Source organism: Embleya hyalina, from assembly GCF_003967355.1.
Lineage (GTDB): Bacteria > Actinomycetota > Actinomycetes > Streptomycetales > Streptomycetaceae > Embleya > Embleya hyalina.
Genome location: NZ_BIFH01000035.1, coordinates 38966 through 64767, shown reverse-complemented (window position 1 = coordinate 64767; position 25802 = coordinate 38966). Strand labels below are relative to the sequence as shown.

At 70.2% G+C, this 25802-nt stretch carries 23 protein-coding genes; 14 read left to right on the top strand and 9 right to left on the bottom strand.

Annotated elements, in window-relative coordinates; all coding sequences use genetic code 11:
- Nucleotides 1-37 precede the first annotated feature (37 nt).
- From EMA17_RS37150 to EMA17_RS37135, 4 genes are all read left to right on the top strand, one after another.
- Complete coding sequence (locus EMA17_RS37150) at nucleotides 38-1834, top strand: DNA polymerase (RefSeq protein WP_126641607.1); 1797 nt, start codon at nucleotides 38-40, stop codon at nucleotides 1832-1834.
- 9 nt (nucleotides 1835-1843) lie between these two features.
- A complete protein-coding gene (locus EMA17_RS37145; RefSeq protein WP_126641606.1) occupies nucleotides 1844-2059 on the top strand; it encodes a hypothetical protein in 216 nt (71 codons plus the stop codon).
- Nucleotides 2060-2070: 11 nt separating this feature from the next.
- Entirely contained in the window at nucleotides 2071-2226 is a 156-nt protein-coding gene (locus EMA17_RS37140; RefSeq protein WP_126641605.1) for a helix-turn-helix domain-containing protein, read from the top strand.
- Between the two features lie 355 nt (nucleotides 2227-2581).
- Nucleotides 2582-3655 (top strand): tyrosine-type recombinase/integrase, encoded by a 1074-nt coding sequence (locus EMA17_RS37135; RefSeq protein WP_160161711.1) that lies wholly within the window; start codon nucleotides 2582-2584, stop codon nucleotides 3653-3655.
- 265 nt (nucleotides 3656-3920) lie between these two features.
- Here EMA17_RS37135 and EMA17_RS37130 read toward each other — a convergent pair whose 3' ends face one another.
- From EMA17_RS37130 to EMA17_RS37110, 5 genes are all read right to left on the bottom strand, one after another.
- Entirely contained in the window at nucleotides 3921-5630 is a 1710-nt protein-coding gene (locus tag EMA17_RS37130) for an FAD-dependent monooxygenase (protein ID WP_160161710.1), read from the bottom strand.
- 150 nt (nucleotides 5631-5780) lie between these two features.
- Nucleotides 5781-6668 (bottom strand): amino acid ABC transporter permease, encoded by an 888-nt coding sequence (locus EMA17_RS37125; protein WP_126641602.1) that lies wholly within the window; start codon nucleotides 6666-6668, stop codon nucleotides 5781-5783.
- A complete protein-coding gene (locus EMA17_RS37120) occupies nucleotides 6665-7312 on the bottom strand; it encodes an amino acid ABC transporter permease (RefSeq protein ID WP_126641601.1) in 648 nt (215 codons plus the stop codon). The genes EMA17_RS37125 and EMA17_RS37120 overlap by 4 nt, the downstream gene beginning before the upstream one ends.
- Before the next feature lie 149 nt (nucleotides 7313-7461).
- Nucleotides 7462-8412 (bottom strand): glutamate ABC transporter substrate-binding protein, encoded by a 951-nt coding sequence (locus tag EMA17_RS37115; protein ID WP_126641600.1) that lies wholly within the window; start codon nucleotides 8410-8412, stop codon nucleotides 7462-7464.
- A 104-nt stretch (nucleotides 8413-8516) separates the two neighbouring features.
- Nucleotides 8517-9296: an amino acid ABC transporter ATP-binding protein gene (locus EMA17_RS37110; RefSeq protein ID WP_126641699.1), complete on the bottom strand. Its 780-nt coding sequence runs from the start codon at nucleotides 9294-9296 to the stop codon at nucleotides 8517-8519.
- 225 nt (nucleotides 9297-9521) lie between these two features.
- Here EMA17_RS37110 and EMA17_RS37105 point away from each other — a divergent pair, with 225 nt between their 5' ends.
- Both EMA17_RS37105 and EMA17_RS37100 read left to right on the top strand, forming a co-directional pair.
- Complete coding sequence (locus tag EMA17_RS37105) at nucleotides 9522-10199, top strand: response regulator transcription factor (protein ID WP_126641698.1); 678 nt, start codon at nucleotides 9522-9524, stop codon at nucleotides 10197-10199.
- 36 nt (nucleotides 10200-10235) lie between these two features.
- Nucleotides 10236-11651, top strand: coding sequence for a sensor histidine kinase (locus EMA17_RS37100; protein WP_126641599.1), 1416 nt, complete (start codon nucleotides 10236-10238; stop codon nucleotides 11649-11651).
- A gap of 93 nt (nucleotides 11652-11744) precedes the next feature.
- Here the strand turns inward: EMA17_RS37100 and EMA17_RS37095 are convergent, their stop codons facing one another.
- Both EMA17_RS37095 and EMA17_RS37090 read right to left on the bottom strand, forming a co-directional pair.
- Nucleotides 11745-13664, bottom strand: coding sequence for a bifunctional serine/threonine-protein kinase/glutamate ABC transporter substrate-binding protein (locus EMA17_RS37095; RefSeq protein WP_126641598.1), 1920 nt, complete (start codon nucleotides 13662-13664; stop codon nucleotides 11745-11747).
- A gap of 210 nt (nucleotides 13665-13874) precedes the next feature.
- Complete coding sequence (locus EMA17_RS37090; protein ID WP_246127142.1) at nucleotides 13875-14876, bottom strand: TAXI family TRAP transporter solute-binding subunit; 1002 nt, start codon at nucleotides 14874-14876, stop codon at nucleotides 13875-13877.
- 68 nt (nucleotides 14877-14944) lie between these two features.
- Between EMA17_RS37090 and miaB the strand changes: the two genes are divergently transcribed.
- Nucleotides 14945-16426: a tRNA (N6-isopentenyl adenosine(37)-C2)-methylthiotransferase MiaB gene (gene miaB, locus EMA17_RS37085; protein WP_126641597.1), complete on the top strand. Its 1482-nt coding sequence runs from the start codon at nucleotides 14945-14947 to the stop codon at nucleotides 16424-16426.
- Between the two features lie 27 nt (nucleotides 16427-16453).
- On the opposite strand, the gene EMA17_RS37080 is transcribed toward miaB, so the two are convergent.
- Nucleotides 16454-17041, bottom strand: coding sequence for a histidine phosphatase family protein (locus tag EMA17_RS37080; protein ID WP_126641696.1), 588 nt, complete (start codon nucleotides 17039-17041; stop codon nucleotides 16454-16456).
- Between the two features lie 61 nt (nucleotides 17042-17102).
- Between EMA17_RS37080 and EMA17_RS37075 the strand changes: the two genes are divergently transcribed.
- Nucleotides 17103-17822: a class III extradiol ring-cleavage dioxygenase family protein gene (locus EMA17_RS37075; RefSeq protein WP_126641596.1), complete on the top strand. Its 720-nt coding sequence runs from the start codon at nucleotides 17103-17105 to the stop codon at nucleotides 17820-17822.
- A gap of 149 nt (nucleotides 17823-17971) precedes the next feature.
- Here EMA17_RS37075 and EMA17_RS37070 read toward each other — a convergent pair whose 3' ends face one another.
- Entirely contained in the window at nucleotides 17972-18319 is a 348-nt protein-coding gene (locus EMA17_RS37070) for a hypothetical protein (protein WP_126641595.1), read from the bottom strand.
- Nucleotides 18320-18500: 181 nt separating this feature from the next.
- Here EMA17_RS37070 and miaA point away from each other — a divergent pair, with 181 nt between their 5' ends.
- The 6 genes from miaA (at nucleotide 18501) to hflX (ending at nucleotide 25795) form a co-directional block, all read left to right on the top strand.
- Entirely contained in the window at nucleotides 18501-19406 is a 906-nt protein-coding gene (gene miaA / locus EMA17_RS37065; RefSeq protein WP_126641594.1) for a tRNA (adenosine(37)-N6)-dimethylallyltransferase MiaA, read from the top strand.
- Nucleotides 19407-19597: 191 nt separating this feature from the next.
- Nucleotides 19598-21388, top strand: a complete 1791-nt coding sequence (gene ggt / locus EMA17_RS37060; protein WP_126641593.1) for a gamma-glutamyltransferase — start codon at nucleotides 19598-19600, stop codon at nucleotides 21386-21388.
- Nucleotides 21389-21477: 89 nt separating this feature from the next.
- Nucleotides 21478-22332 (top strand): diaminopimelate epimerase, encoded by an 855-nt coding sequence (gene dapF, locus EMA17_RS37055; RefSeq protein WP_126641592.1) that lies wholly within the window; start codon nucleotides 21478-21480, stop codon nucleotides 22330-22332.
- 112 nt (nucleotides 22333-22444) lie between these two features.
- Nucleotides 22445-23188, top strand: a complete 744-nt coding sequence (locus EMA17_RS37050) for an SCO6745 family protein (RefSeq protein WP_126641591.1) — start codon at nucleotides 22445-22447, stop codon at nucleotides 23186-23188.
- Nucleotides 23189-23414: 226 nt separating this feature from the next.
- Nucleotides 23415-24125, top strand: coding sequence for a DUF4097 family beta strand repeat-containing protein (locus EMA17_RS37045; protein WP_160161709.1), 711 nt, complete (start codon nucleotides 23415-23417; stop codon nucleotides 24123-24125).
- A 164-nt stretch (nucleotides 24126-24289) separates the two neighbouring features.
- Nucleotides 24290-25795 carry a GTPase HflX gene (gene hflX, locus EMA17_RS37040; protein ID WP_246127141.1) on the top strand — a complete coding sequence of 502 codons (1506 nt, stop codon included), beginning with the start codon at nucleotides 24290-24292 and terminating at the stop codon, nucleotides 25793-25795.
- Nucleotides 25796-25802 lie beyond the last annotated feature (7 nt).

Here is a 25802-nt window from a genome sequence, read left to right as displayed (position 1 = left end):
GGGAGACGGTCCCAATGAATCCACGAAGGGAGGCTGCTTGAAGCGGCTGAGCTACACCATTCGTTCCACGCCGGTACAGATCAACATCGTCGAAACCGTCGATGATCTGTCACGTTTCTACCTCTTCGTTCGCGACAACCGACAGCTCCTCGGGTGGGATACCGAGACGACGGGACTCGACTGGTGGAGCGACGACTTCCGTGTCCGCCTCGTACAGTTCGGCACCGCTGACGAGTCTTGGGTACTCCCAGTGGAGTTGGATAGCCACTTCACCGACGCCGCCGTGTGGGCGCTGGGGTTCGCAAGCCAGCTCGTAGCTCACAACGGAACCTTCGACATGCACGCCATGGAAGCGGCATGCGGTTTGCCCATGGAGGCCGTGGCGCCGAAATCCCTGGACACCAAGCTCCTGGCGCACCTCGTCGATCCGCGGGCCCTCAAGGAGGGAGGGTCGGGGCTACGGCTCGAAGAGCTGACGGCCTACTACCTGTGCACCCGGACGGCGGCCGAGGTCAAGGGCAGCGCCTCACAGATCGCCCGCCGGCTAAAGGTCAGCCGGGCCGAGATGTGGAAGGCAGTTGACCTCACCGACGATGAATACCTGCTGTACGCCGGGTGCGATCCGGTTCTTGCATACCGGCTGTGTGCTCGACTGCTGCCGCAGGTCCCTCCTCGGTCACGCCGGGCGGGCCTGATCTCGTGGGAGCACAGGCTTGCTCACATCACGGCCAAGATCGAACGAACTGGCTATCTGCTCGATGTCGACTACGCCCTTGAGCAGATAGCAGCACTCGCGTCTGAACAACGTGGATGGCAGGCCATTGCCGCGGAACACGGCGTCGAAAACGTCGCCAGCACTCGGCAGGTTGCTCAGGCTTTGATCGAGCGAGGAATCAAAATCCCGGGGCGTACCAAAACGGGACTCCCGAAGGTGGACGATGCTTTGCTTGCCAGCTACCCGGACGACCCTCTCTGCCAGGCAGTGATTCGGGCGAAGCGCGCGGGCAAATGGCGAACGACCTGGTTCGAGAATGCCGTCTTGAACCGTGACTCAAATGATCGGGTCCACGCATCCATCAACAGTTGCCAAGCTCGGACGGCACGCATGACCATTACCGGTGCCGTTGCCGCTCAGACGTTCCCCGCCAGCAGTTCTTTCGTTCGCCACGAATTTCTTGCCGATGAGGGCGATGTCAGCGTCAGCATCGACTACGGAAACATGGAGTTGCGAGTCCTCGCAGCCTACTCCCAAGACCCGGTCATGCTGGATGCCTTCCGAGACGGAAAAGACCTACACCAGATCACCGCCGATGCCGCAGGAGTCCCCCGCAAGGTCGGGAAAATGGCCAACTTTTTGACCGTCTTTGGAGGTGGGCCGAAAGCGCTGGCACAACAGGCCGGGATCTCCCTGGAGCTTGCCCGCGCAACTCTGGCCGCCTTCAACGAGACTTATCGAGGCGTCGGCCGCCTGGCCGACAGGCTGACACGGGAAGCAAAGCGCTCGGGATACATCTACACAGCCACAGGGCGCAGACTCCCCGTGGATAAGCATCGGGCGTATAGCGCTCTCAACTACTTCATTCAGTCGAGTTCGCGAGACATCACCGCCCGAGCCCTGATCGAACTCGATAAGGCCGGATTCACGCCGCACGTTCGGTTGCCGATCCATGACGAGCTGGTCTTTTCATTCCCGAGGGAACGTGCCGGAGAGCTGGCGGAGCAAGCTGCTCGCATCATGGAGATCACTATCCGCGGTGTACTCATCCCGGCCGAGCCTGAAATCGGGGATCGCTCCTGGGGATCGATTCTCGACCTTGCCGACAGTAAGCACTGAAGGAGTTTCATGGACAAGAACGAGAACTCGTTTGAGGAGCTGATCGCCGAGATTGGCGAGGGTTTGAATCAGGAGCTGATGGAGCAGGGAGCCAAGGTTGCGCTCTTGCTCACCAGGTACGCGGCCCTCATCTACGACGAGGCACGTAACTGGGGTCTGGGCCATGAGGTTGCCGAGTACATGGCTCGCCGGTACTGGGAGGTCTCCATGGGGGCGGCTGCGTGACCCCGCCCTCAATGCTGGGAGTGGACGACGTGGCAACGTACCTCGGGCGGCCGTCCTCGTGGGTTTACGAAAACTGGCGCCCTCTCAAGATCCCATTTCGGAAAATCGGCCGCACACTGAGATGCCGCCCTGCGGACCTTGAGCGGTGGATCGACCAACAGAACTGACATAGAGGAGCCCAGGAGCTACGGCTCCTGGGCTCTTTGCGTGTCCATGACTCGGGCCCATGGTGGGACATGTCACGAGCAATCAGAAGTTGACTTGGTAGGTTTCTCCTGTAGTCTTCTGGCTGTCGGGATGCTTCCGCTGCTGCATCAGAAGCGGACACTCCTTCGTACGCAACTCGGAAGGATCGTTGTGTCAGTCAGCAAGAGATGCAAGTGCCCATGCCTGTGCGCGGAGAAATGCAGGCACAAGAACGCAAAGAAATGCATCTGCCTAGTTAGGTGCGAATGCAACCGAGAGGGTTGCACCCACGGGTGGACGGCACGGGTTCGAGATGCAAACGGCGACCCCGCCGACATGACCTTCGAACTCAAGGCGCAGGCCGAGGCATACGAAGCCAAGGTCAAGGCGGCAAAGTCTCGTGGGCAAGTTCTACGCCCCCAGCATCTGAAGACCACCTACAAGCAGTGGTCGGACGAGTGGATAAAACTCGGCAAGCGCAAGCCGGGCACGCAGGAGTCGTACGAGCGAAACCAGAGAAATCACATCGTTCCGCACTTTGGTGGAACCTTGCTCCACCGGATAGAACCCATGGAGGTGCAGCGCTGGGTTTGGGCGCTTGAGGCCAAGGGTTTGGCTCCCCGGACCGTTCACCTGATTTACAAAACATTCAGGGCCTGCGTCAATCGAGCGGTTAAGAAACGTATTCTTCCGGTCTCGCCCTGCGTCGATATCGAACTGCCAGAAATTACAAAACGCAGGGTTGTCCCGGCTACGCTGGAACAGGTTTTGGGTCTTTACGAGAACTTGCCAAAGCACTACCGAGCCGTGGTGTTCATCGGGGCTCTATGTGGGTTGCGCCTCGGCGAGGCGCTGGGACTTTGTCGAGATGCCGTGCAATGGGACGAAGGCGTTCTCGTCGTCAAGCGACAGGTGATTAAGGTCAAGTCCCGGGCCGTTCTGGTCGACTATACGAAGACCGCCGCGTCCTACGGCCGTGAAACACCGTTCCCCGACCTAGCCAAGGCAGTGCTGCTCAAGCACGTCGAAGACAACGTGCCAGCGAGTCGCCCCGTAATCTTCGTATCCTCCCGGGGTAACCTGATCCGTCGTGACGCGTTCTACAAGACGTGGAACAAGGCTCGGAAGGCTGTCGGACTGCCAGAAGACTTCCGATTCCACGACCTTCGGCACACCTTCGTCTCGACGGCTCTTGCAGCGGGCGCACCACTGTCCGAGGTCAGTCTGTGGGTGGGGCACGCTAGCGAAGCAGAGACGGAAGGCACCTACAAGCACCAGGTGGCCGGCTCTGCGGCGAGTGGTCGACGCTTCCTTGACAACGTCTTCTCGATCACGAGCACTCGCTTCATCCCGCCTCCTGCGGTGGTCGAGGTTGAGGGCAACGAGGTGGACTACGAGACGGCGGCGTGAGTGGCGATCCGCATCGATGTGGCGATTCGGTGGCGATCGGGCATCGTTCGAAGAGAAAACCGCAGGTCACTGCCCATGACTCGCATATACCCGGCGTAGAGGCCGACTCATCCGCCGGCCGGCCGAACGAAGGCCCTCCGACCTGTGCACAAGCAGGTCGGAGGGCCTTTTCGAACTCCGCCGGCACGGTCGGGTCTCCCGGTCGACCTTGCCTGTTCCGGGCGGGCCGAAAATCGGCCCGTCCGGTGCCTGGTGTGGTGCCGTGTCAGTGGCCGGCTCCGCGGGCTCGGTCGATGGACTGTTCCAGGATGTCCAGGTGGTCGGGGGGCAGGTGGGCGGCTATGTAGCCGTCGGGGCGGATCAGCAGGATCGTGTGGGCGGTGGCGCCCGGGTAGTCCGGGGTGACCACCAGCTCGGCGGGCGCGGCGAGTTTGTCCAGCCGTCCGCGCAGCCTCGGCATCAGGCCCGCCTCGCGCCAGCCGCCGCCGTGCCACACCTCTATGCCGGGGGCGATCAGCAGCACGACCAGGCCGCGGTCCAGGCACTCGCTCAGCCACCCCTCGGCACCGTCCGCGCGAAACACCTCCACGTCGCGGATCCACTCGCCCACGCCGGGGCCCGGGGTGAGCAGCGGCGAGCCGGTGTAGTCCGGGCCGGACGTGTTCGCCGCCGGCCCGCGCGGGTCGAGCCGGCGCAGCGTGGTGCCCTTGCCGCGCGCGCCCATCAGGGTCAACCGGCGGCCGACCTTCTGCGCCGGGCTCGCGGGCGCGAGGAAGTGCAGCGCGTCCTCCCCGAGCGCGAGCCGACGGCGGGCGGCCCCTCGACGTTCGCCGTGGTAGGTCTCCAGGAGCCGGATGGGCGCGTAGCCACGCAGCGTGAAGGCCAGCTTCCAGGCCAGGTTGCGCACGTCCTGGAGGCCGAGTTCGACCGCGTCGGCGGCGGACGGGTGGACCAGGTGCGCGGCGTCGCCGGCGAGCAGCACCCGGCCGACCCGAAAGCGTCGGGCGAGCCGCTGATGCACCTCGTACTCGCCGCTCCACAGCAGGTCGTGCGCGGGATCCTCGGACGTGTCGGGCTCGGGCGAGAGCGCGTCGAGGGTGCGCAGCACCGAACGCACCCGCGCGGCGATCCGCTTGGGGTCGGCCGGATCGCCCGTCACCGGGATCACCCGGGTCTCCTCGGCGGCCTTGGCCACCCCGTGGGCCATCGGCAACTGCCAGGTCAGCCGCCAGACGTCGTCCGGCAGCGGCTGGGCCAGGACGGTGCCGCCGCGGTGGAAGGGCGGGTCGACGAACAACCACGGCGTGGCCGGCCCGCCGACGTCCGGGCTCGCGGGCTCGTCGGCGAGCGAGGGGTCCGGCGGCACCAGCGCGGTCGCGGTGATCCGGCGCGGCAGCCGTACCTTCACGTCCGCGCACAACAGCCGGTCCACCCGGGGCCGGCCCGGGAAGCGCACGTCGACCGCGCGGCGCACCACCGAGCGGGCGCCGTCGCAGCCGACCAGCCACTGGGCCCGAAACCTGACCGGCCCGCCCGGGCCCCGGGCGAGCACGGTGACGGAGGTCTCGTCCTGCTCGACGCTTTCGATCCGGTGGCGCCACGCGGTGGTCACCAGGGGGCTGGCGTGCGCGGCGTCCAACAGGGCGCGCTCCAGCCGCTGTTGGGACAACCCGTAGCGCACGGGAGCCTCGGGCTCGGCCGCCGGCTGCGGTACGTCGCGACCGCGGCGGCGGATGCGCTGGACGCCCCACGGTTCGGCGGCGCCGTCGAGCCGAGTGCCCGTCAGGTCGTAGACGAAGGCCAGTGTCGAGGCCTCCAGACCGCAGGCCCGCGAGCCCGCGCGCGGTGTGCCGTTGCCCGTGTCGAGCACCACCGAGCGCACCCCGCGCCCGGCCAGCGCCAGTGCGGCGGCCAAACCGGCGGGCCCGGCGCCCGCGATGATCACCGAGTCCGCGCGCGGAGCGTTGCCCGCCATCGTGGCCCCCCAAGTGTTGCAAGACGTGTCGTACTCGTCGCCCATCATCCGGCACCGGGGCCCTACGACGACAAAGCGACGCCCCGCGGGTGGCGTTCACCGCGGGGCGTCGGTCGGTGGTGCGGGGGTGGGACGGCGCGTTCGACCGGGTCAGACGATGGCCACGTTGTCGCGGGACAACTCGGCCTGCGTGGGCGGCACGACGGCCGGCGGCTTGCCCTTGCGGGAGGTGCGCAGCCTGCGCTCCAGCCAGGTCGCGAACGCCGACAGGATCATGCACATCGCCACGTAGATGGTGCCGACGATGATGGTGACCGGGATGAACGGCATGTTGTAGTCCTGGTAGCCGCCGATCAGCTTGGCCGCCGCGAGCAGTTCCGGGTAGGTGATCAGGAAGCCGAGCGAGGTGTCCTTGAGGGTCACCACGATCTGGCTGATGATCGTCGGAAGCATGGTGCGGATGCCCTGGGGGACCAGGATCATCGTCATCACCTGGGTCTTGCGCATGCCCAGCGCGTAGGCCGCCTCGCTCTGCCCCTTGGGCACGGCGAGGATGCCGGCGCGGATGTTCTCCGCCTGCACGGTGCCGTTGTAGATGGTCAGACCGACCACCAGCGGCCACATCGGATCCCACTTCCACCAGCCCTGGCTGCCCGGGACGAGGTAGAGCATGAAGATCAGCACCAGCAGCGGCATGGCGCGGAAGAAGGTCACGAACGTGGTCGAGGCCCAGCGCACGATCCGGTGATCGGAGAGCCGACCGGCGGCCAGGAAGGCGCCGAGCAGGATGGAGAACACCGCGGCCAGCGCGAACGCCTTCAGCGTGGCCTTGAGGCCGTCGAAGATGAACTGCTGGACACCGCTGTACTGGAACGGGTCCCACTTCGCCGACTCGAACTGGCCGGTGTCGTTGAACCGCACGATCACGAAGACCAGGAACGCGGCCAGGCCCAGGCTGCCGACGACGCCGATGATCAGGTTGCGGCGACGCGCCTTGGGACCGGGGACGTCGAACAGCACGCTCGCTTCGCGGCTCATCGGACCACCGCCAGCTTCTTTTCGAGCGCGGCCAGCGCGGCGCTCATGGACAGGGTGATGATCAGGTAGCCGACCGCGATCCACAGCAGGACCCACAGCGACTTGTAGCCGTTCTCGACCATCTCCGCGCTGGTGCCCATGAGTTCGGTGACGTTGAAGGCGCTGGCGATGGCCGAGTTGCGGACCATCGCGATCAGCAGGCTGCCGATCGGCGGGACCGCCGCCCGACCGGCCTGGGGCAGCACGATCTGGCTCAGCGACTGGGTGAAGGACATTCCGAGGCTGCGGGCCGCCTCGGCCTGGCCGATCGGCACGGTATTGATGCCCGAGCGGATCGCCTCGCAGATGAACGCGGCGGTGTAGGTGCTCAGCGCGATGACCGCGAACTCGAAGTAGGAGAGGTTGAACCGCAGCTTCGGGAAACCGAGCGCGACGGCGAAGAAGATCAGCGTCAGGGGGGTGTTGCGGAAAAGGTTGACGTAGGCGGTGCCGAACCAGCGCAGCGGCGGCACCGGCGAGACCCGACACGCGGCTATCAGCGTGCCGAGCAGAAGCGACACGATCCCACAGACGACGGTCAGCTTGAGCGTCCCGACGAAGCCGTGCCGCAAGAGGTCCCAGTTGTCCTGGATCACTTCGAGCATCGTGATCGAGCCCTCCTCTCCGTGATCGTGGGTTCAGGGGTTGGCGTGACGGCCCGTACCCACGGTCTGGTGCGACGGGGACGGGAGGGGGCACGCGCCGGCCGGTCGAGGGGGAGCCGGGACCGGCCGGCGCGCGTGACTGCGGACGATCAGTAGCGGACGAGCGCCGGGATGGCCGGGGCCGCCGAGCCGGACAGGCCCAGGGTGGCGTCGTACGCCTTCTTCCAGTCGCCGCTCTTCTCGTGCGCGTCGAGGGCGTCGCTGACCGCGTTGCGGAAGACCGAGTCGTCCTTGTTCAGGCCGACGCCGTAGTTCTCGACGGTGAACGGCTCGCCGACCACCTTGAGCGCCTTCGGGTCCTTGGCCGCGTAGCCCTTGAGGATCGCGTCGTCGGTGGAGACCGCGTCGACCTGGTTGGAGAGCAGGCTCTCGACACACAGCGAGTAGGTGTCGAAGACCCGGGTGGTGGTGTCGGGGAAGTTGGTCTGCAGGTTCTGCAGCGGGGTCGAGCCCTTCGCCGAGCAGACCGTCTTGCCCTTGATGGTGTCCTTGCCGGTGATCGCGGTCTCGTTCTTGCGGACCAGGAGGGACTGGCCGGCGATGTAGTACGGACCCGCGAAGGACACCTGCTGCTTGCGCTTGTCGGTGATGCTGTAGGTGCCGACGTAGTAGTCGATGTCGCCGTTGACCAGGGCGTTCTCACGGTTGGTCGAGGCGATCGCCTTGAACTCGATCTTGTCCGGGCCGAAGCCGAGGTCGGCCGCGATCATCTTGGCGATCTCGATGTCGAAACCGGAGACCTTGCCGGTGGCCGGGTCCTTGGAGCCGAGGAAGGGCTGGTCCTCCTTGGCGCCGACGACCAGCTTGCCGCGCGACTTGGCCGCGTCGAACGTCTTCGAGCCGGTGAGCGCCACACCCGTCTTGGGCGTGTAGGTGGGCAGTTCGGGCGCGGCGCCGCCGGGCGCGCCGGGGGCACCTTGCGAACCGCCGGTCGAGCCGGCCGGGGTCTTGGCCTCGGGCGAACCGTCCTTGCCACACGCGGTGCCGAACAGGGCGAGCACGGCGATGCCGGCGACGGCCACGGATGAGCGCATCTTCATGATCAACGTCCTTCGAAAAAGGGGAACAGGCCTGGCGGCAGCCGAATCACGGGCTGCGGAGCGGGAGTCGCGGCGTCGGGCGGGCTGGGGGCGCCCGACGGCGCTCAGTGGTGCAGGATCTTGGAGAGGAAGTCCCGGGCCCGGTCGCTGCGCGGGTTGCTGAAGAACTCCTCGGGCGTGTTCTCCTCGACGATGCGGCCGTCGGCCATGAAGATCACCCGGTTCGCGGCGGAGCGCGCGAAGCCCATCTCGTGGGTCACCACGACCATCGTCATGCCCTCGCGGGCCAGGTCGCGCATGACCTCCAGTACCTCGTTGATCATCTCCGGGTCGAGCGCCGAGGTGGGCTCGTCGAAGAGCATCACCTTGGGCTCCATGGCCAGCGCGCGGGCGATCGCGACGCGCTGCTGCTGGCCACCGGAGAGCTGGGCGGGGTACTTGTCCGCCTGGCTGCCCACGCCGACCCGGTCGAGCAGCTCGTGCGCGCGCCGGGTGACCACGTCGGCCTTCTCGCGGCGGACCTTGAGCGGGCCGAGCGTGACGTTCTGCAGCACGGTCTTGTGCGCGAACAGGTTGAACGACTGGAACACCATGCCCACGTCGGAGCGCAGCCGGGCCAGCTCGCGGCCCTCCTGCGGCAGCAGGGCACCGTCGATGGTGATCCGGCCGCCGTCGATCGCCTCGAGGCGGTTGATCGTGCGGCACAGGGTCGACTTGCCCGATCCGGACGGACCGATGACGACGACGACCTCGCCCTTGTGGATGGTCAGGTCGATGTCCTGCAACACGTGCAGGGCGCCGAAGTGCTTGTTGACGTTCTCCAAGACGACAAGGGGTGCGCCGGGGTGGACGGCGTCCTTGCCGACTTCGCTCTTGGTGAGCACCGGCGGCTTCGGTGTGGTGTCAGAGGCATCCGTCGTCACGATGGCGGGCTCCGTCCAGAGTCGTCCCGTATCTTTTTGCGCGACCGGGTGGCAGGTGGGTTCGAGGGCTCCCGGCGAGGCCGGGTGGTGCGTGACACTAAGGCAGGCAGCACCCCTCCAGTCAGTGCACTTGAGCTTGTCTTGAGGTCAAGAGTCGGTAACGGACCGTCAGATGTGAGGAACCACGTGCGCCTCCTGCTCGTTGAGGACGACCTGCGAGTCGCCGCGCCGCTACGCGCGGTGCTGGGCCGACACGGATTCACCGTGCGGCACGCGACCACCGGCGAGGAGGCCCTCGCCGCGCTCGACGACGTGCCCGACGTGGTGCTCCTGGACCTGTCGCTGCCCGACCACGACGGCTTCGAGGTGTGCAGCCGGATCCGCAGGCTGTGCGACGTCCCGGTGATCATGGTGACCGCGCGGGCGGACATCCGATCCCGGATACACGGACTGAACCTGGGCGCCGACGACTACGTCACCAAGCCCTACGACATCGGCGAACTGCTGGCCCGAATACACGCGGTGAGCAGGCGCACGCGCAGCGACGCGCCCGCCGCGGAGACCCCGCCGCCCGCCAAGGGGCCCGGCGGCATCGAGCTGGACCCCGCCACCCGGCGGGTCACCGTCGGCGGCGTCGACGTGGTGCTCACCCGCAAGGAGTTCGACCTGCTCGCCCTCCTCGCCCAGCGTCCCGGCGTGGTCTTCCGCCGCGAACAGATCATCAGCGAGGTCTGGCACACCAGCTGGGCGGGCAACAATCGCACCCTGGAGGTGCACGTCGCGTCGCTGCGCTCCAAGCTCGGGAACCCGGCGATCGTCGAGACGGTGCGCGGCGTGGGCTACCGTGTCGTCCCCGAAGCCTGATCCCACCGGCTTCCCGAAGGATCGTCACCGGTTCCCGTGCGCACCCGCCTGCTCGCATTGCTCCTCGCCCTGATGACCGCGGTGCTGATCGCCCTCGGCATCCCGTTGGCCATCTCCCGCGCCGCCGCGCATCAGCAGGAGCTGATCCGGGATCGCGTGGACGACCTCACCCGCTTCGTTTCGGACACCCAGCTGACCGTGGTCTCGGACACGCTGCGCGCGCAGACCGACGGCGACGTGCCGCCCGGACCGGACGCCGTCGACCTCGACATGCTCCGCTCCGAGCTGGAGCGCTACGAGGCCGTCTACGGCATCCGGGTCGGCGCCTTCGACCGGCGCGGCCAGCCGATCGCCGTGTCCCATCAGGGATTTCGGGTCGATCCGCGCTCGCCCGCGTTCACCGAGGCGCTGGCCGGACGACGCAGCGACGACCCAGGACAGGTGTGGCCCTGGCAGCGCGATCGCATCGTGGTGGCGGTGCCGGTGATCCACCGGGGCGACGTGGTGGCGGTGGTGCTCACCGACTCGCCGACCGGTCGGATGCGCGCGAAGATCCAGCGGGTGTGGCTGATTCTGTTCGCCGGCGAAGTGGTCGCGGTACTGGCCGCGTTGCTGCTCGCGACCCGGCTGACCGGCTGGGTGCTGCGCCCGGTGCGGGTGCTCGACTCGGTGACCCACGAGATCGCCACCGGCCGGCTCGGGGCGCGTGTGGCCGGCGCCCAGGGGCCGCCGGAACTGCGGCGCCTGGCACGGTCGTTCAACGAGATGGCGGACCACGTGGAGACCGTGGTGGACCAGCAGCGGGCGTTCGCCGCCGACGCCTCGCACCAGTTGCGCAACCCGCTGTCCGCGCTGCTCCTGCGGATCGAGGAACTGGGCCTGTCGTTGCCGCCGGGACACGGCGAGACGCTGGAGGGGGTGCGGGACGAGGGCCGTCGGCTCACCCGTGTGTTGGACGAACTCCTCGAATTGGCACTGGCCGAGAACGCGCGCCCGTCGGCCCGGGCCGTGGACGTGGCGGCGCTGGTGCACGAGCGGGTGGACGCGTGGCAGACCCTGGCCCGCTCGCGCGCCCGGCGGTTCGAGCAGGAGGGCCCGGCGGCGCTGACGGGCAACGTGGACCCGGTCACGCTCGGCAGCGCGCTGGACGCGATCCTGGACAACGCGCTCAAGTTCGCCCCGGAGGACAGCACGATCACGGTCGCGTGCGCGGCGGTGGGCGGCGAGGTGGAGATCCGGGTCAGCGACCGCGGCCCCGGGCTCACCTTCGAGGAGATGCGCCGGGTGGGCGACCGCTTCTGGCGCAGCCCCCGGCACCAGAACGTGGACGGCTCCGGTCTGGGCCTGTCCATCGCGCGCACCCTGCTCGCCGCGAGCGGCGGCACGATCGACTTCGCCGCGCGCGAGGGCGGCGGCCTCACCGTCACGCTGACGGTCCCCAGGGCCGACTGAACCGGCGCCGCGCGACACGGGATCCACCCGGCGCCGAGGCCGTGCGGGCCCGGCCGCCGCGAAGGCGGACGCGGGCCCGTTCCGGTCGGCGGCCTACTCGTTCACCCGGCACTGCGGCGCGCGCGGCTGCGGCAGGCCCAGCGGGCGCAACCGCGCGTCGTACGCGCGCTGCCAGTCGCCGTTGGCGATGTGCCGGTTCAGCGCGCCGCACACGGCCTCGGCGAGCGCCATGTCGCCCTTGCTCAGTCCCACTCCGTACGGCTCGTCGGAGAACGGCCGGCCCAGGATCCGCAGCGCCCCCGGGTGTTGCACGACGAAGCCGGACAGGATCGCGTCGTCGGTGCTCACCCCGCGCACCCTGCCGGCCAGCAACTCGTCCACACACTCCGAGTACTTGCCGCGCTCCTCCACCCGCATGGTCGGGAACTCGCCCCGGATGCGCAGCGCCGAGGTCGACTCGCGCACCACGCACACGGAGCTGCGCGCGAGGTCCTCGGGACCGTTGACGTCGGGATCGTCGGTGCGGACCAGGAAGTCCTGCCCGGCGATGTAGTACGGCCCGGCGAAGGAGACCTTCTGCGCGCGGGCCGCGTTGATCGTGTAGCTCGCCACGACCAGGTCGACCTGGCCGCTGGTGATCCGGTACTCGCGGTTCTGCGTCTCCACGTCCATGAACGTGACGCGGTCCTTGAACCCCAGGTCCTCGGCGATCATCAGGGCCACGTCGTCGTCGAAGCCCTGATACGCCTGATCGCCGGTGCGCACGCTCCACCCCGGCTGGTCCGGCTTGACCCCGATGATCACCCGGCCCCGGGCCACCATCTCCCGGTACGTCGGCGAGTTCTTGCGCAGATTCGCGAGCGGGTCGGCCTCGTGCGTGCCGCCCTCCGCCCGGTTGTTCTCCACCGCCAGCCACGACACCCCGACCGCGACCAGCAGGAAGGCCAGCGCGGCGGGCAGCGCGATCCGGGTACGCCGCCACCAGCGGGACCGGCGCGCCGGGCGCGCGGGCGGCTCGTCGGCCGGCGGCTCGCCCGCGAAGGTCGCGTCGACGTCCTCGTCCCGCTCGGCGCGCTCGTCGCGGCGGGGCAGCGGATCACCACCCCAGGTCACCGGTACCGAGTCCTGCACCACCCGGGTCAGCAGCGCGTCGGTCTCCTTGGCGTCCAGGCGCCGGGTCGGGTCCTTGCGCAACAGGCCCATGATCACCGACTCCAGCGGACCGGCGTGCCGGGGCGGCGCGGGCGGCGCGTTGACCACCGCGTCCACGACCTCCACCGGCGAGGCCCGGTTGAACGGGGCCAGGCCCTCGACCATTTCGTACAGCGTCGCGCCCAGCGACCACAGGTCGGAGGCGGGATCGAGCACGTCCGGCCGGTCGGCGAGCGTGTGGTCCCCGTTCGCGTCGTCGGTGAGCACGCTGGGCCGGGCCCGGGCGAACTGTTCCGCGCGCTCGGGCGCCAGATAGCCCGGCGTGCCGAGCAGTTCGCCGAACTGGGTCACCTGGGGCGCGTCGACGAAGGTGGCGATGCCGAAGTCGGTGAGCACCACCCGGCCGTCCATGCCGAGCAGGACGTTGGCGGGCTTCACGTCGCGGTGCAGCACACCCTTGGCGTGTGCGGCGCGCAACGCCCGCAGCACGTCCAGGCCGATCCGGGCCGCCTCGGCGTGGTCGAGTCGACCCTCCGCGCGGATCACGTCGGCCAGCGACCGCGAAATCACCAATTCCATGACGATCCACGGCAAACCGTCTTCCTCGAAGACGTCGTGCACCGTCACCACGTTCTCGTGGCGAATACGGGCCGCCGCGATCGCCTCGCGCTTGCTGCGCTCCAGCCAGGAACGCTGGGATCCCGCGTCCAGCGACTTGGGCAGCAGCAGTTCCTTGATCGCGACCTCGCGACCGAGGGCGGTGTCGACGGCCAGCCAGACCTCGCCCATACCGCCTCGGCCGAGACTGCGGCTCAGCCGGTAACGATCGTTCAGTATTCGGCCGATCTCCCCCTCGGACACCGCGGTCGCACCCTCCTCCCGAGCAAGCGGGCCTCCCTGACCATGCTGTGCGGCCTTCCCCCCGGTCGGCTCACGGCGTCGGTTCGGGGACCGCGCACGGTCTGGCCCACAGGCTCAGAGCGTAGATGTCGGTCCCGAACACGATGACACGACCCAGCATGTGCCATCGAAGCCGTTCGCGCGACGCCCTGGGCATCACGATCTGTCCCATCAGGGTTTCACCGATCGGTACCACCGCAGCGCGCCCGTGTGCAGCGGCAGCGGATCGGTGAAGATCGCCGTCCTCGGGTCCACCAACTGGGCGGCGTGCACCTCGCGTCCGATCACCTCGCGGTTCTCCATCACCGTCTCGGTCACCCGCCTGATCAGCTCCGGATCCTGCGACGCCCGGGTGACCAGCAGATTCGGCACGGCGATGGTCGGCGTCTCGGTCCCGCCGGGATAGGCGTCGGCCGGCACCACCGCCTCGCGGTACACCGGCCCGTAACGATCGCGCAGCTTGCCCGCGAGGTCGCCGAGTTGCACCAGCCGCACCTGCCAGTGCTCGGCCAGGTCGGAGACCGCGCCCGTGGGCAGGCCGCCGGACCAGAAGAACGCGTCGACGGTGCCGTCCTTGAGCCGCTCGGTGGCCTCGCCGATGCCGACCCGCACCGGCGTGATGGCCTGCTCCATGTCGCCCATGCCCACCTCGCTGAGCAGCCGGCGGGTGATCAACTCCACTCCCGAACCGGGCAGCCCGACCACCACGCGGCGCCCGCGCAGGTCGGTGATCTTCTGCACCGGCGAGCCGACCGGCACCACGAGTTGCACGTAGTCGTCGTACAGCCGTGCCACCGCGCGCAACTGGTCCCGGTCGCCCGGCCCCAGATCGGCCACCGCGTCGGCGGTGGATATGCCGAACGTGTTCGCGCCCGCGACCACCCGACGCAGGTTCTCCACCGACCCTCCGCTGGCATCCACGCTCACCCGCACGCCCAGGTCCGCGGACAGCCGGGGCCGCAGCAGTTCGCCGTAGCGGTGATACACCCCCATCGGCACTCCGGTGGCCAACGAGACCGGCCCGCTCGGCGCCCGCCGGTCGTCCTTGCCGAGCACCAGGTAGCCCCCGACCAGGCAGAACAGCAGCAGCGTCGCCACCCCGGCCTGCACCAGGCGGGGGCGTCGCGCGCAGGCGTCGCGCAGGGAAACGGGGAGGAACGACAAGGAGGGCACGGCGGCGATATTGCCATGGAGGTCGGCCACACACGCGAGGAAGCAAACCCCGTACCCTGTCGGGTGTTATGACTGCGCGAAGCTATGAGGTCCGCACCTACGGGTGCCAGATGAACGTCCACGACTCCGAGCGGCTGTCCGGCCTGCTGGAGGACGCGGGTTACGTCCGCGCACCCAAGGGGGAGCCGGCCGACGTGGTCGTCTTCAACACGTGCGCCGTCCGGGAGAACGCGGACAACAAGCTGTACGGGAATCTGGGCCATCTCGCGCCCGCGAAGGCCGAACGCCCCGGCATGCAGATCGCGGTCGGCGGCTGCCTCGCGCAGAAGGACCGGGACACCATCGTGCGCAAGGCGCCGTGGGTCGACGTGGTCTTCGGCACGCACAACGTGGGTTCGCTGCCGGTGCTCCTGGAGCGGGCCCGCGTCGAGCAGGAGGCCCAGGTCGAGATCCTGGAATCGCTCGACGTCTTCCCCTCCACGCTGCCCACCCGCCGCGAGTCGGCCTACGCGGCCTGGGTGGCGATCTCGGTGGGCTGCAACAACACCTGCACGTTCTGCATCGTGCCCGCGCTGCGCGGCAAGGAGAAGGACCGCCGCCCCGGCGACGTGCTCGCCGAGATCGAGACGCTGGTCGGCGAGGGCGTGATCGAGGTCACGCTGCTCGGCCAGAACGTCAACGCGTACGGCTCCGACATGGGCGATCGCGAGGCGTTCTCCAAGCTGCTCCGCTCGTGCGGCCGGATCGAGGGCCTGGAGCGGGTGCGCTTCACCTCGCCGCACCCGCGCGACTTCACCGACGACGTGATCGCCGCGATGGCCGAGACGCCGAACGTCATGCACCAACTGCACATGCCGTTGCAGTCCGGGTCCGACACGATGTTGCGGGCGATGCGCCGCTCCTACCGCCAGGACCGCTACCTGGGGATCATCGAGCGGGTGCGCGCGGCGATGCCCGACGCGGCCATCTCCACCGACATCATCGTGGGCTTCCCCGGGGAGACCGACGAGGACTTCGAGCAGACCCTGCACACGGTGCGCGAGGCCCGCTTCGCCGCCGCGTTCACCTTCCAGTACTCCAAGCGTCCCGGCACCCCGGCCGCCACGATGGACGGCCAGGTGCCCAAGGAAGTGGTCACCGAGCGCTACCAGCGGCTGCTCGCGCTCCAGGAGGAGATCTCCTGGGCGGAGAACCGCACCCAGGTCGGTCGCACCCTGGAGGTGCTGGTCGCCGAGGGCGAGGGTCGCAAGGACCACGACACCGCGCGGTTGTCCGGGCGGGCCCCGGACAACCGGCTCGTGCACTTCGAGCGCCCCGCCGACGGGGTGCGGCCCGGCGACATGGTCTCGGTCGAGATCACCTATGCCGCGCCGCACCACCTGTTGGCCGAGCGCCCCCCGCTCGCCATCCGGCGCACCCGCGCGGGCGACGCGTGGGAGCGCCGCACCGCGACCCCCGCGCCGAGCCCGGGCGTACTGCTCGGAATGCCGAGCGTCGGCGCCCCGGTCGCGGTGGGGGCGCCGACGGCGACGGCGGGTTGTTGCGACTGACCGGTGGGGCCGTGTTCCGGCCGTCGGTCAGGACACGTTCCAGCCGAGCATCGCCGGCTGTTCGCGCTCGTAGCCGAGGGTGGACAGCCGGGCGGTCTCCAGGCGGAACAGTCGGCCGTCCTCGGGCGGCAGGCCCAGCCAGCGGGCGGTGAGCACCCGGAGCAGGTGGCCGTGCGCGACCAGCATCGCGTCCTCGCCGCGCGCCAGCACCGGGCGCACCTTCTCCAGCACCCGGTCCACCCGCCGGCCCACGTCGGCGATCGACTCGCCCGGGTGCGCCGCGTCGCCGGGGATCACCCCGTCACGCCACACCACCCAGCCCGGCACCCGCTCGCGGATCTGATCCGTGGTGATGCCCTCGTAGCCGCCGTAGTCCCACTCGACCAGGTCGGGTTCCGGGGTCCCGCCGGTGATCCCGGCCAGTTCGGCGGTCCGCCGGGCCCGGCTCAGCGGGCTCACCAGGGTCAGCCCGAACTCGCGTCCGACGAGCAGGTCGGCCACCGCCTTCGCCTGTGTCTCGCCCTCGGGGGTGAGCGGGATGTCGGTCAGCCCCGTGTGCCGCCCGGACCTGCTCCACTCGGTCTCACCGTGTCGCACCAGCATCAGTTCACGCATGTGATCCATCCCATCATGCGACCCGGGAGGCGTCGCGGCGGCCGCTTAGTACTCTCCCTGAATGCTCGTAGCCGCCGCGGTAGTCCCGTGCCCCCCGATGATCGTGCCCGAGCTGGCCCGCGGGGCCGTAGCGGAGTTGGACGCGCTGCGCGCGGCGTGCGATCAGGCGCTGGCGGCACTGGCCGCGAGCGCGCCGGACCGGTTGGTGGTGGTGGGGGCGGGCCCCGTCGAGGCGACCCTCGGCGAGGGCGGGATCGGGTCCTTCGCGCGATACGGGGTCGACCTGGAGGTCACTCTGGGCGCCGGCGCGGACCACGAACTGCCGCCCGCGCTGACCGTCGGCGCGTGGCTGCTCGGTCGTTCCCCGTGGGCCGTGGACCGGGTCGCCGCGGGCACCGCGCCGAGCCCGGTGTCCGGCGTGGTGATCGCCGCCGACGCCGATCCGACGCGTTGTGCGACGCGCGGTGCGGAGCTGGTCGCGGGCGCGGATCGGGTGGCGCTCCTGGTGGTGGGCGACGGGTCCGCGTGTCGGACCGAGAAGGCCCCCGGCTACCTCGACGCGCGTGCCGAGTCTTACGACCTTGCGCTCGCGACGGCACTGGACACGGCCGACCCGGCGGCGCTGGCGGCGCTCGACCCGGCGCTCGCGGAGGAGCTGTGGGTGGCGGGCCGCCCGGCGCTCCAGGTGCTGGCCGGGGCCGCGGGGCCGGGCCGGAGCGGGCGGCTGCTGTATGACGAAGCGCCTTATGGCGTGGGGTATTTCGTGGCGCTTTGGTCCTGACGCCTGACGCCTGACGCCTGACGCCTGATGCCCGGGAAGGCGCGCGCCGGCCGGGCCGGTGCCGCGTGCGCGGTGCCCCGGTGCGCGTGCCCCCGTGAACACGACGGGCGGCGGTCACCGGATCCGGTGACCGCCGCCCGCTGTTCGACTCACGCGCCGGACGCTGCCGCCGGCTGCTTGCCGGCCGCCTCGGGCGCGCCGTCGCCGTTCTCGGCCGGCGCGTCCTCGGCCCCGGCCTCGGTGTCGTGGGCGACACCCGTGTCCGGCTCCTCCCGGGTTCGTGCCCCGTCCGCCTCGGCGACCGCGTCCCCGGCGGTCCGGGGGGCCGGGGCGGCCACCGGTTCGCCGGGCTCGGTCGCGGCGGGCGCCTCGGCCGGCGTCCCGGGCCGGTCCTCGACGAGCGTGGCGGTGTCCGTGCCCGCCGTGTTCCCCGAGCAGCACGAGCCGCCCGCCTCCGTCGTGTCGGGGCGCCGCTTGAACCAGTCGAAAACACTCACGATTGCTCCTTGACCGAATGGCTGTGTCCGAACTCAACGAGAGCGAACGTGGCCGGTCACGACCTTGCGCGCGGCCGTACCGCATCGGGCGACGGCGCGGGCGCGCCGGCGCGTGCCGGGACGGGCGCCGTCGCCCACCACCGTGCGCGGCGACCGGTCGGCGATCCGGCAGACTTGGGGGGTGAGTCCCCGTGTCATTGCCGTCGTCGGTCCCACTGCGGCCGGAAAGTCCGATCTGGGGGTCGCCTTGGCCCGTGCGCTGGACGGGGAGGTGATCAACACCGACTCCATGCAGCTCTACCGGGGCATGGACATCGGCACCGCCAAGCTGACCGTCGCCGAGCGCGGCGGCGTCCCGCACCACCTGCTCGACGTGTGGGAGGTGACCAGCTCCGCCAGCGTGGCCGAATACCAACGCGACGCGCGGGCCGTGGTCGACGACCTGCTCGCGCGCGGGCGGACCCCGATCCTGGTCGGCGGTTCGGGGTTGTACGTCCGCGCGGTCCTCGACGACCTGGAGTTTCCCGGCACCGACCCGGAGATCCGGGCCCGCCTGGAGGCCGAGGCCGAGCGGGTGGGTCCCGGGCCGCTGCACGCGCGCCTGGCGGTCGCCGATCCGCCCGCCGCCGCGGTGATCCTGCCGAGCAACGCCCGGCGGATCGTGCGTGCCCTGGAGGTCATCGAGCTGACCGGGCGGCCGTTCACCGCGACCCTGCCCACCCACCGCTCGCTCTACGACAGCGTGCAGATCGGGGTGGACGTACCCCGACCGGTGCTGGACGAGCGGATCACCGCGCGGGTCGACCGCATGTGGGCGGCGGGCCTGGTCGAGGAGGTGCGCGAGCTGGAACGGGTCGGGCTGCGCGAGGGCCGCACCGCCTCCCGCGCGCTGGGCTACGCCCAGGTGCTGCGCATGCTCGCGGGGGAGTGCGGCGACGAGGAGGCCCGCGAGGACACGGTCCGCACCACGCGGCGGTTCGCCCGGCGCCAGGACACCTGGTTCCGGCGCGACCCGAGAATCGAGTGGCTGGACCACGCCCGCGCCGACCTGCTCGAAGCGGCCCTGGAAAGGGTGACCGCTTCGTAGCCCGGACGCCGGGCGGGTGGCGCGCGTCCGCTCCGCACCGGGCGCGCGGCGGTGCGCACGACCGGGTGAACCTTGTTCCGGGTCCGGGGCTGGGGGTGTTGCGGGTGGGGTCGGCGTGACACCGTGGGGGTCCGTGACACACCGGAACCTGTTCGGGGGAGGCGGTCGTGATTCGCTCGGTTCGTCGCGCCATGGCGTCGGTTGCGGCGCTTGGGCTCGCTTTGACCATCCCGGGAGTGGCGTCCGCGCAACCCGGTGGGCCGGCGGAGGCGCCGGCCAAACAACCCGTGGCCACCGGATGGGGCGGCGCGGTGTCCAGCGTCGATCCCGACGCCACCCGGATCGGCCTGGACGTGCTGCGCCGGGGCGGCAACGCGGTGGACGCCGCCGTGGCCACCGCGGCCGCGCTGGGCGTGACCGAGCCGTACTCGTCGGGGATCGGCGGGGGCGGCTACTTCGTCTACTACGACGCGCGCAGCCGCAGCGTGCGCACCCTGGACGGGCGGGAGACGGCACCCGCGAACATGCGGCAGGACGCGTTCCTCGACCCCGCCACCGGGTTGCCCATCCCGTTCGACCAGGGAGTCAACTCCGGGCTTTCGGTCGGGGTTCCCGGCACGCCGCGGACATGGGACACCGCGCTGCGCACGTGGGGTACGACCAGCCTGCGGTCCGCGCTGGAGCCGGCTCGGCAACTGGCCGAGCGCGGGTTCGTGGTGGACCGGACGTTCCACGACCAGACCGCGGCGAACGCGTCCCGGTTCGACGACATCACGCCGACCGCGCAGTTGTTCCTGCCGAACGGGCAACCGCCGGTCGTGGGCAGCGTGTTCCGCAACCCGGACCTGGCCCGTACCTACGACCGACTCGGTCGCGACGGCGTCGACTGGTTCTACCGGGGCGGCCTCGGCCGCGAGGTGGTGCGCACCGCGCAACAACCGCCGGTGGCACCGGGAGCCGACCGGGTGTTCCGGCCCGGACTGATCGAGAACGGCGACCTGGCGAACTACCGGATCCGGGAGCAGCGGCCGACCCGCCTCGACTACCGGGGCCTGGACGTCTACGGCATGGCCCCGTCCTCGTCGGGCGGCTCCACCGTGGGCGAGGCGCTGAACATCCTGGAGACCACCGACCCGCGCGCGCAGGACGAGGTCGCCGCGACGCACCACTACCTGGAGGCGTCGCGCCTGGCCTTCGCGGACCGCAACCGCCACGTGGGCGACCCCGCGTTCGTGGACGTGCCGCTCAAGGGCCTGCTCTCCGACGGTTTCGCCAAGGAACGCGCGTGCCTGATCGACCCGGACCACGCCGCCGTGAGCCCGGTGCCGCCGGGTGACCCGAAGCCGCCGTACGACCGGCCGTGCCGGGCGAGCGGCACGCCGGAGGCGACCGAGCCGACCGAGGGGTTGTCCACGACGCACCTGGTCACCGCCGACCGCTGGGGCAACGTGGTCTCCTACACGCTGACCATCGAGCAGACCGGCGGCAGCGCGATCACCGTGCCCGGACGCGGTTTCCTGCTCAACAACGAATTGACCGACTTCAACTTCGCGCCGCTGACCCCGGGCGTGTTCGACCCGAACCTGCCCGCGCCGGGCAAGCGGCCGCGCAGCAGCATGTCGCCGACGATCGTGCTGCGCGACGGTCGGCCGTTGATCGCGGTGGGCTCGCCCGGTGGGGCGACCATCATCACCACCGTGCTCCAGGTGCTGACCGAGCGGCTCGATCGTGGCCTCTCGCTGCCGCAGGCGGTCGCGGCGCCGCGACTGTCCCAGCGCAACGGCGCGGCCACCGAGGTGGAACCGGGGGTGCCGGCGTGGTTGCGCACGGCGCTGGAACAGCGTGGGCACGTCCTCAAGGACAACCCGGAGATCGGCGCCGCGGCGGCGCTGGAATTCCTGCCCGGCGGGCGCGTCCAGGCGGTGGCGGAACCCACCCGCCGGGGCGGCGGCGCGGCCGGAGTGGTGCACCCGGACCGATAACGGGCCAATGAAACGCGCGAGCGGCCTCGGCGGAATTCCGCCGAGGCCGCTCGCGCGTGGTCCGTCCCGGCTCGTCCTAGGATTGCCGGGTGAGCACTCTGCACTTCTTCAAGGGGCACGGCACCGAGAACGACTTCGTCATCGTGCCGGACGCCGACGGCGAGACGGACCTGTCCGCCGCGCAGGTCGCCGCGCTGTGCGACCGGCGGGCGGGCATCGGCGGCGACGGGGTGCTCCGGGTGGTGCGCTCGGCCAAGGATCCGGCCGCCGAGCACCTGGCCGGCGAGGCCGAGTGGTTCATGGACTACCGCAACGGCGACGGCTCGATCGCGGAGATGTGCGGGAACGGCGTGCGGGTGTTCGCACGGTTCCTGGTCGAGCGGGGTCTGGCCGAGGCGGGCGAGTTGCGGGTGGCCACGCGCGGCGGGGTCAAGACGGTCACCGTGTCCGCCGAGGGCCCGGTCACCGTGGACATGGGCCCGGCCCGGCTGCCCGGTTCCGAGGGCATCGGGGTGGACGTCGAGGGGCGGGTGCGACCGGCCACCAACGTGGACATGGGCAACCCGCACGCGGTGGTCTTCGTCGAGGACCTGGCCCAGGCGGGCACCCTGTACACCGCGCCGGCCGTGACGCCCGCGGGGGCCTATCCGCACGGGGTCAACGTCGAGTTCGTGGTGCGCCGGGCGCCGGGTCACGTGGCGATGCGGGTGCACGAGCGCGGCTCGGGGGAGACCCGGTCCTGCGGCACCGGCGCGTGTGCGGTGATGGTCGCCGCGGCGCGGGCCGACGGCGCGGAGCCCTCGGTCACCGGCGAGCCGGTCACCTACACGGTGGACGTGCCCGGCGGGCGCCTGGTGATCACCGAGCGGGTGGACGGGCACATCGAGATGACCGGCCCGGCCGTGATCGTCGCCGAGGGACGGGTCGACCTCTCCCGGCTGTGACCCCGGTGCGGGCGTCGCGGAGCCGGTGTCCGAACACCTGTGCTCGTTCGATCCGCCGTGATAGGTCTTGCCTGACATGGTCAAGCAAGATCGTCCCCGGGGAGACACGAGCATGAGCAGCATGGACACGGCCCGCGAGACCACCCGCGCGGTCAAGGAGACGGTGCAGGCGGCCGGGGCGTTCTTCTTCGCGCCGCACACCGTCGCGCGCGGCGCCGAACTGGGTCTGGACGGCGTGACGCTCTACGTCGCCGGCCGCGGCGGGGTGCTCGGCGACGTCGACGACGCCGCGGTGGTCGCCGCGTTCCATCACTTCACCGCCGACGCGCTGCTTCCGCTGTGGCAGGGCGGCAGGAAGGTCGCGCCGCCCGAGCGGGTCGGGGCGCTGTACGCCCAATGCGCCCGCGACTGGGGACGTGAGCACCTCGCCGATCTGCCGGAGGCGGCCCGGCTGGCGGACCTCACCACCACGATCGTGCGCGCCAACGACCTGGGCGCGCTGGCCCCGCTGTACTCGGCCTGGCGCGGTGTACCTCTTGCGGATGATGCGCCCGCCCGGCTCGCGCAGAACCTCCAGACGCTGCGCGAGCACCGCGGTGGGCTGCACATCCTGGCGCTGGCCGCACATCGCCTGACCGCGGTGGAGGCGCAGGCCGCCGAGGCGAGCCCCTACCTCGAGTTCTACGGCCACGCCAAGCCGTTTCCGCAGGTCACCGACGAGCTGACGGCACGCCGACAGGCCGCGGAGGACACCACGGACGAGCTGGTGGCGGCCGCGTATGCCGTGCTCGACGAGGCCGAGTCGGCCGAATTCGCGGCGCTGGCACCGGCGTTGGGCGCCCGGCTGGCGCACTGACCGGCGGGTCGGGTCCCGGTACCGGGGTCCGGGACATCCCCGAGGCGGGCCCTGCCTGGAGGTGGACTGCCTCGGGGTCGCCTCCTGCCAGGGAAGGAGCCGGCCAACCCGACGCCGGACCGACGCGGGGAGACAGGGGTGCTTCCTAGCCTGGAGGGCAAGAGGACAGCGGGGGAGTGGTCGTGCGTTCGGGCGGCGTACCCCGCCCCGACCCAAGGAGACCCTTATGGCTGCCCGCAACCGTCGTCTGGCCCTGCTCGTCCCGCTCGTCGCGCTTCCGCTGGTCCTGACCGCGTGCGAGTTCAACGTGGACACCGACCACGACGCGGAGAAGAAGACCACGTCCTACGACGTCTCACAGAGCGTGAAGTCGCTCAAGGTGGACAGTGCGGCGGGCAACGTCAAGGTGACCGAGGGCGACGTCAACGTGGTCAAGGTGACCGAGAAACAGCATTACGACAAGACCGCGCCGACGACCACGCACAACGTGGACGGCAACGGCCAGCTGGTCCTGGACTACGACTGCGCGAGCAAGAAGGCCTGCTTCGTGGCGTACGAGGTGACCATCCCGCGCGGCGGCGCCGCGCTGGACATCCGCACCGACGCGGGCAACGTGACGCTGCGCGATGTGACCGGGACGCTCAACCTGCACACCAGCGCGGGCAAGATCGACGGCGAGGGGATCACCTCGGCGAAGGTGACCGCGCAGACGAGCGCGGGCTCGATCGACATCACCTTCACCAAGGCGCCCACCGACGTCAGCGCCAAGACCGACGCCGGTCGGGCGACGGTGCGGGTGCCCGGCGGGCAGCAGTACGCGGCGGATGTGTCCACCACGATCGGCGACAGCGACGTCAAGGTCTCGCGCAACGACCAGTCGCCGCACAAGATCAAGGTGCGCACCGAAGTCGGGCAGGCCCGACTGCTGACCTCGTGAGATCCCCGCGGGCCGGCCGCCGGCCCGGTTCGCCGCACCCCGGGGGCCGGACCCGGGGCGAACCGGCCGAAAACCCGGATGCCCGAGCGGGGACCCTCGTGGGACCATCGTGACGGCCGCTTCGGGGAATGGAGCGGCCCGCCGACTACGTTGAACAGGACGATATGACTTCTCGCTCACACCGCGCCGGACACGACGACACGGACTCGACTCCCCATTTCGACGACGCCGACGGCTTCGACGACGGAGCGGCCTTCGACGGATTCGGACCGGGCGATGACGTCGGGGGTCGTCCGCTCGACTACGACGGCGACCAATTCGACCGTGACGAGCGCAGCGCGCTGCGCCGGGTGGTCGGTCTCTCCACCGAGCTGACCGACGTCACCGAGGTCGAATACCGACAGCTTCGCCTGGAACGGGTGGTCCTCGTCGGGGTCTGGACCGACGGAACCGCCGCCGACGCCGAATACTCGCTCAAGGAACTCGCCGCGCTCGCGGAGACCGCGGGCTCGGAGGTGCTGGACGGATTGATCCAGCGCCGCGACAAGCCCGACCCGGCGACCTACATCGGCTCCGGCAAGGCCCGCGAACTGCGCGACGTGGTGATCGCCACCGGCGCGGACACCGTGGTCTGCGACGGTGAACTGACACCCGGTCAGCTGATCCAGCTGGAAGATGTCGTCAAGGTCAAGGTCGTGGACCGCACCGCGCTGATCCTGGACATCTTCGCGCAGCACGCCAAGTCCCGAGAGGGCAAGGCGCAGGTCTCGCTGGCGCAGATGCAATACATGTTGCCGCGCCTGCGCGGCTGGGGCGCCTCGCTGTCGCGCCAGATGGGTGGCGGCGGCGGTGGCGGCATGGCCACGCGTGGTCCCGGTGAGACGAAGATCGAGACCGATCGTCGGCGCATCCGGGAGAAGATGGCCAAGATGCGCCGCGAGATCGCGGACATGAAGAAGGCCCGCGACACCAAGCGCCAGGAGCGCCGCCGCAACGCGGTTCCCTCGGTGGCCATCGCGGGTTACACCAACGCCGGCAAGTCCTCGATCCTGAACCGGTTGACCGGCGCGGGCGTGCTGGTGGAGAACGCGCTGTTCGCCACGCTGGATCCGACGGTGCGTCGGGCGGAGACGCCCAGCGGCCGCGGCTACACGCTGGCGGACACGGTCGGATTCGTGCGGCACCTGCCGCACCAGCTGGTCGAGGCGTTCCGGTCCACCCTGGAGGAGGTCGCCGACGCCGACCTGATCCTGCACGTGGTGGACGGCTCCGACCCCACGCCGGAGGCCCAACTGGCGGCCGTGCGTGAGGTGTTCACCGAGGTCGACGCACACCGCGTGCGGGAGATCGTGGTGGTGAACAAGGCCGACGCGGCCGATCCGGAGGTGTTGGCGCGGCTGCTGCGTCGGGAGAAGCACGCGATCGTGGTGTCCGCCCGCACCGGGCAGGGCATGGACGAACTGCTCGCGCTGATCGACGAGGAACTGCCGCGTCCCGACGTCGAGGTCGAGGTGGTCGTGCCGTACGAGCGCGGCGACCTGGTGGCGAAGGTGCACGCGAGCGGCGAACTGCTCGGCACCGACCACCGCGAGTCGGGCACCTGGCTGCATGCCCGGGTGGGCCGGCAACTCGCGGCCGAGCTGGAGCGGTTCGTGGTGGTCAAGCGCTGATCGTCGG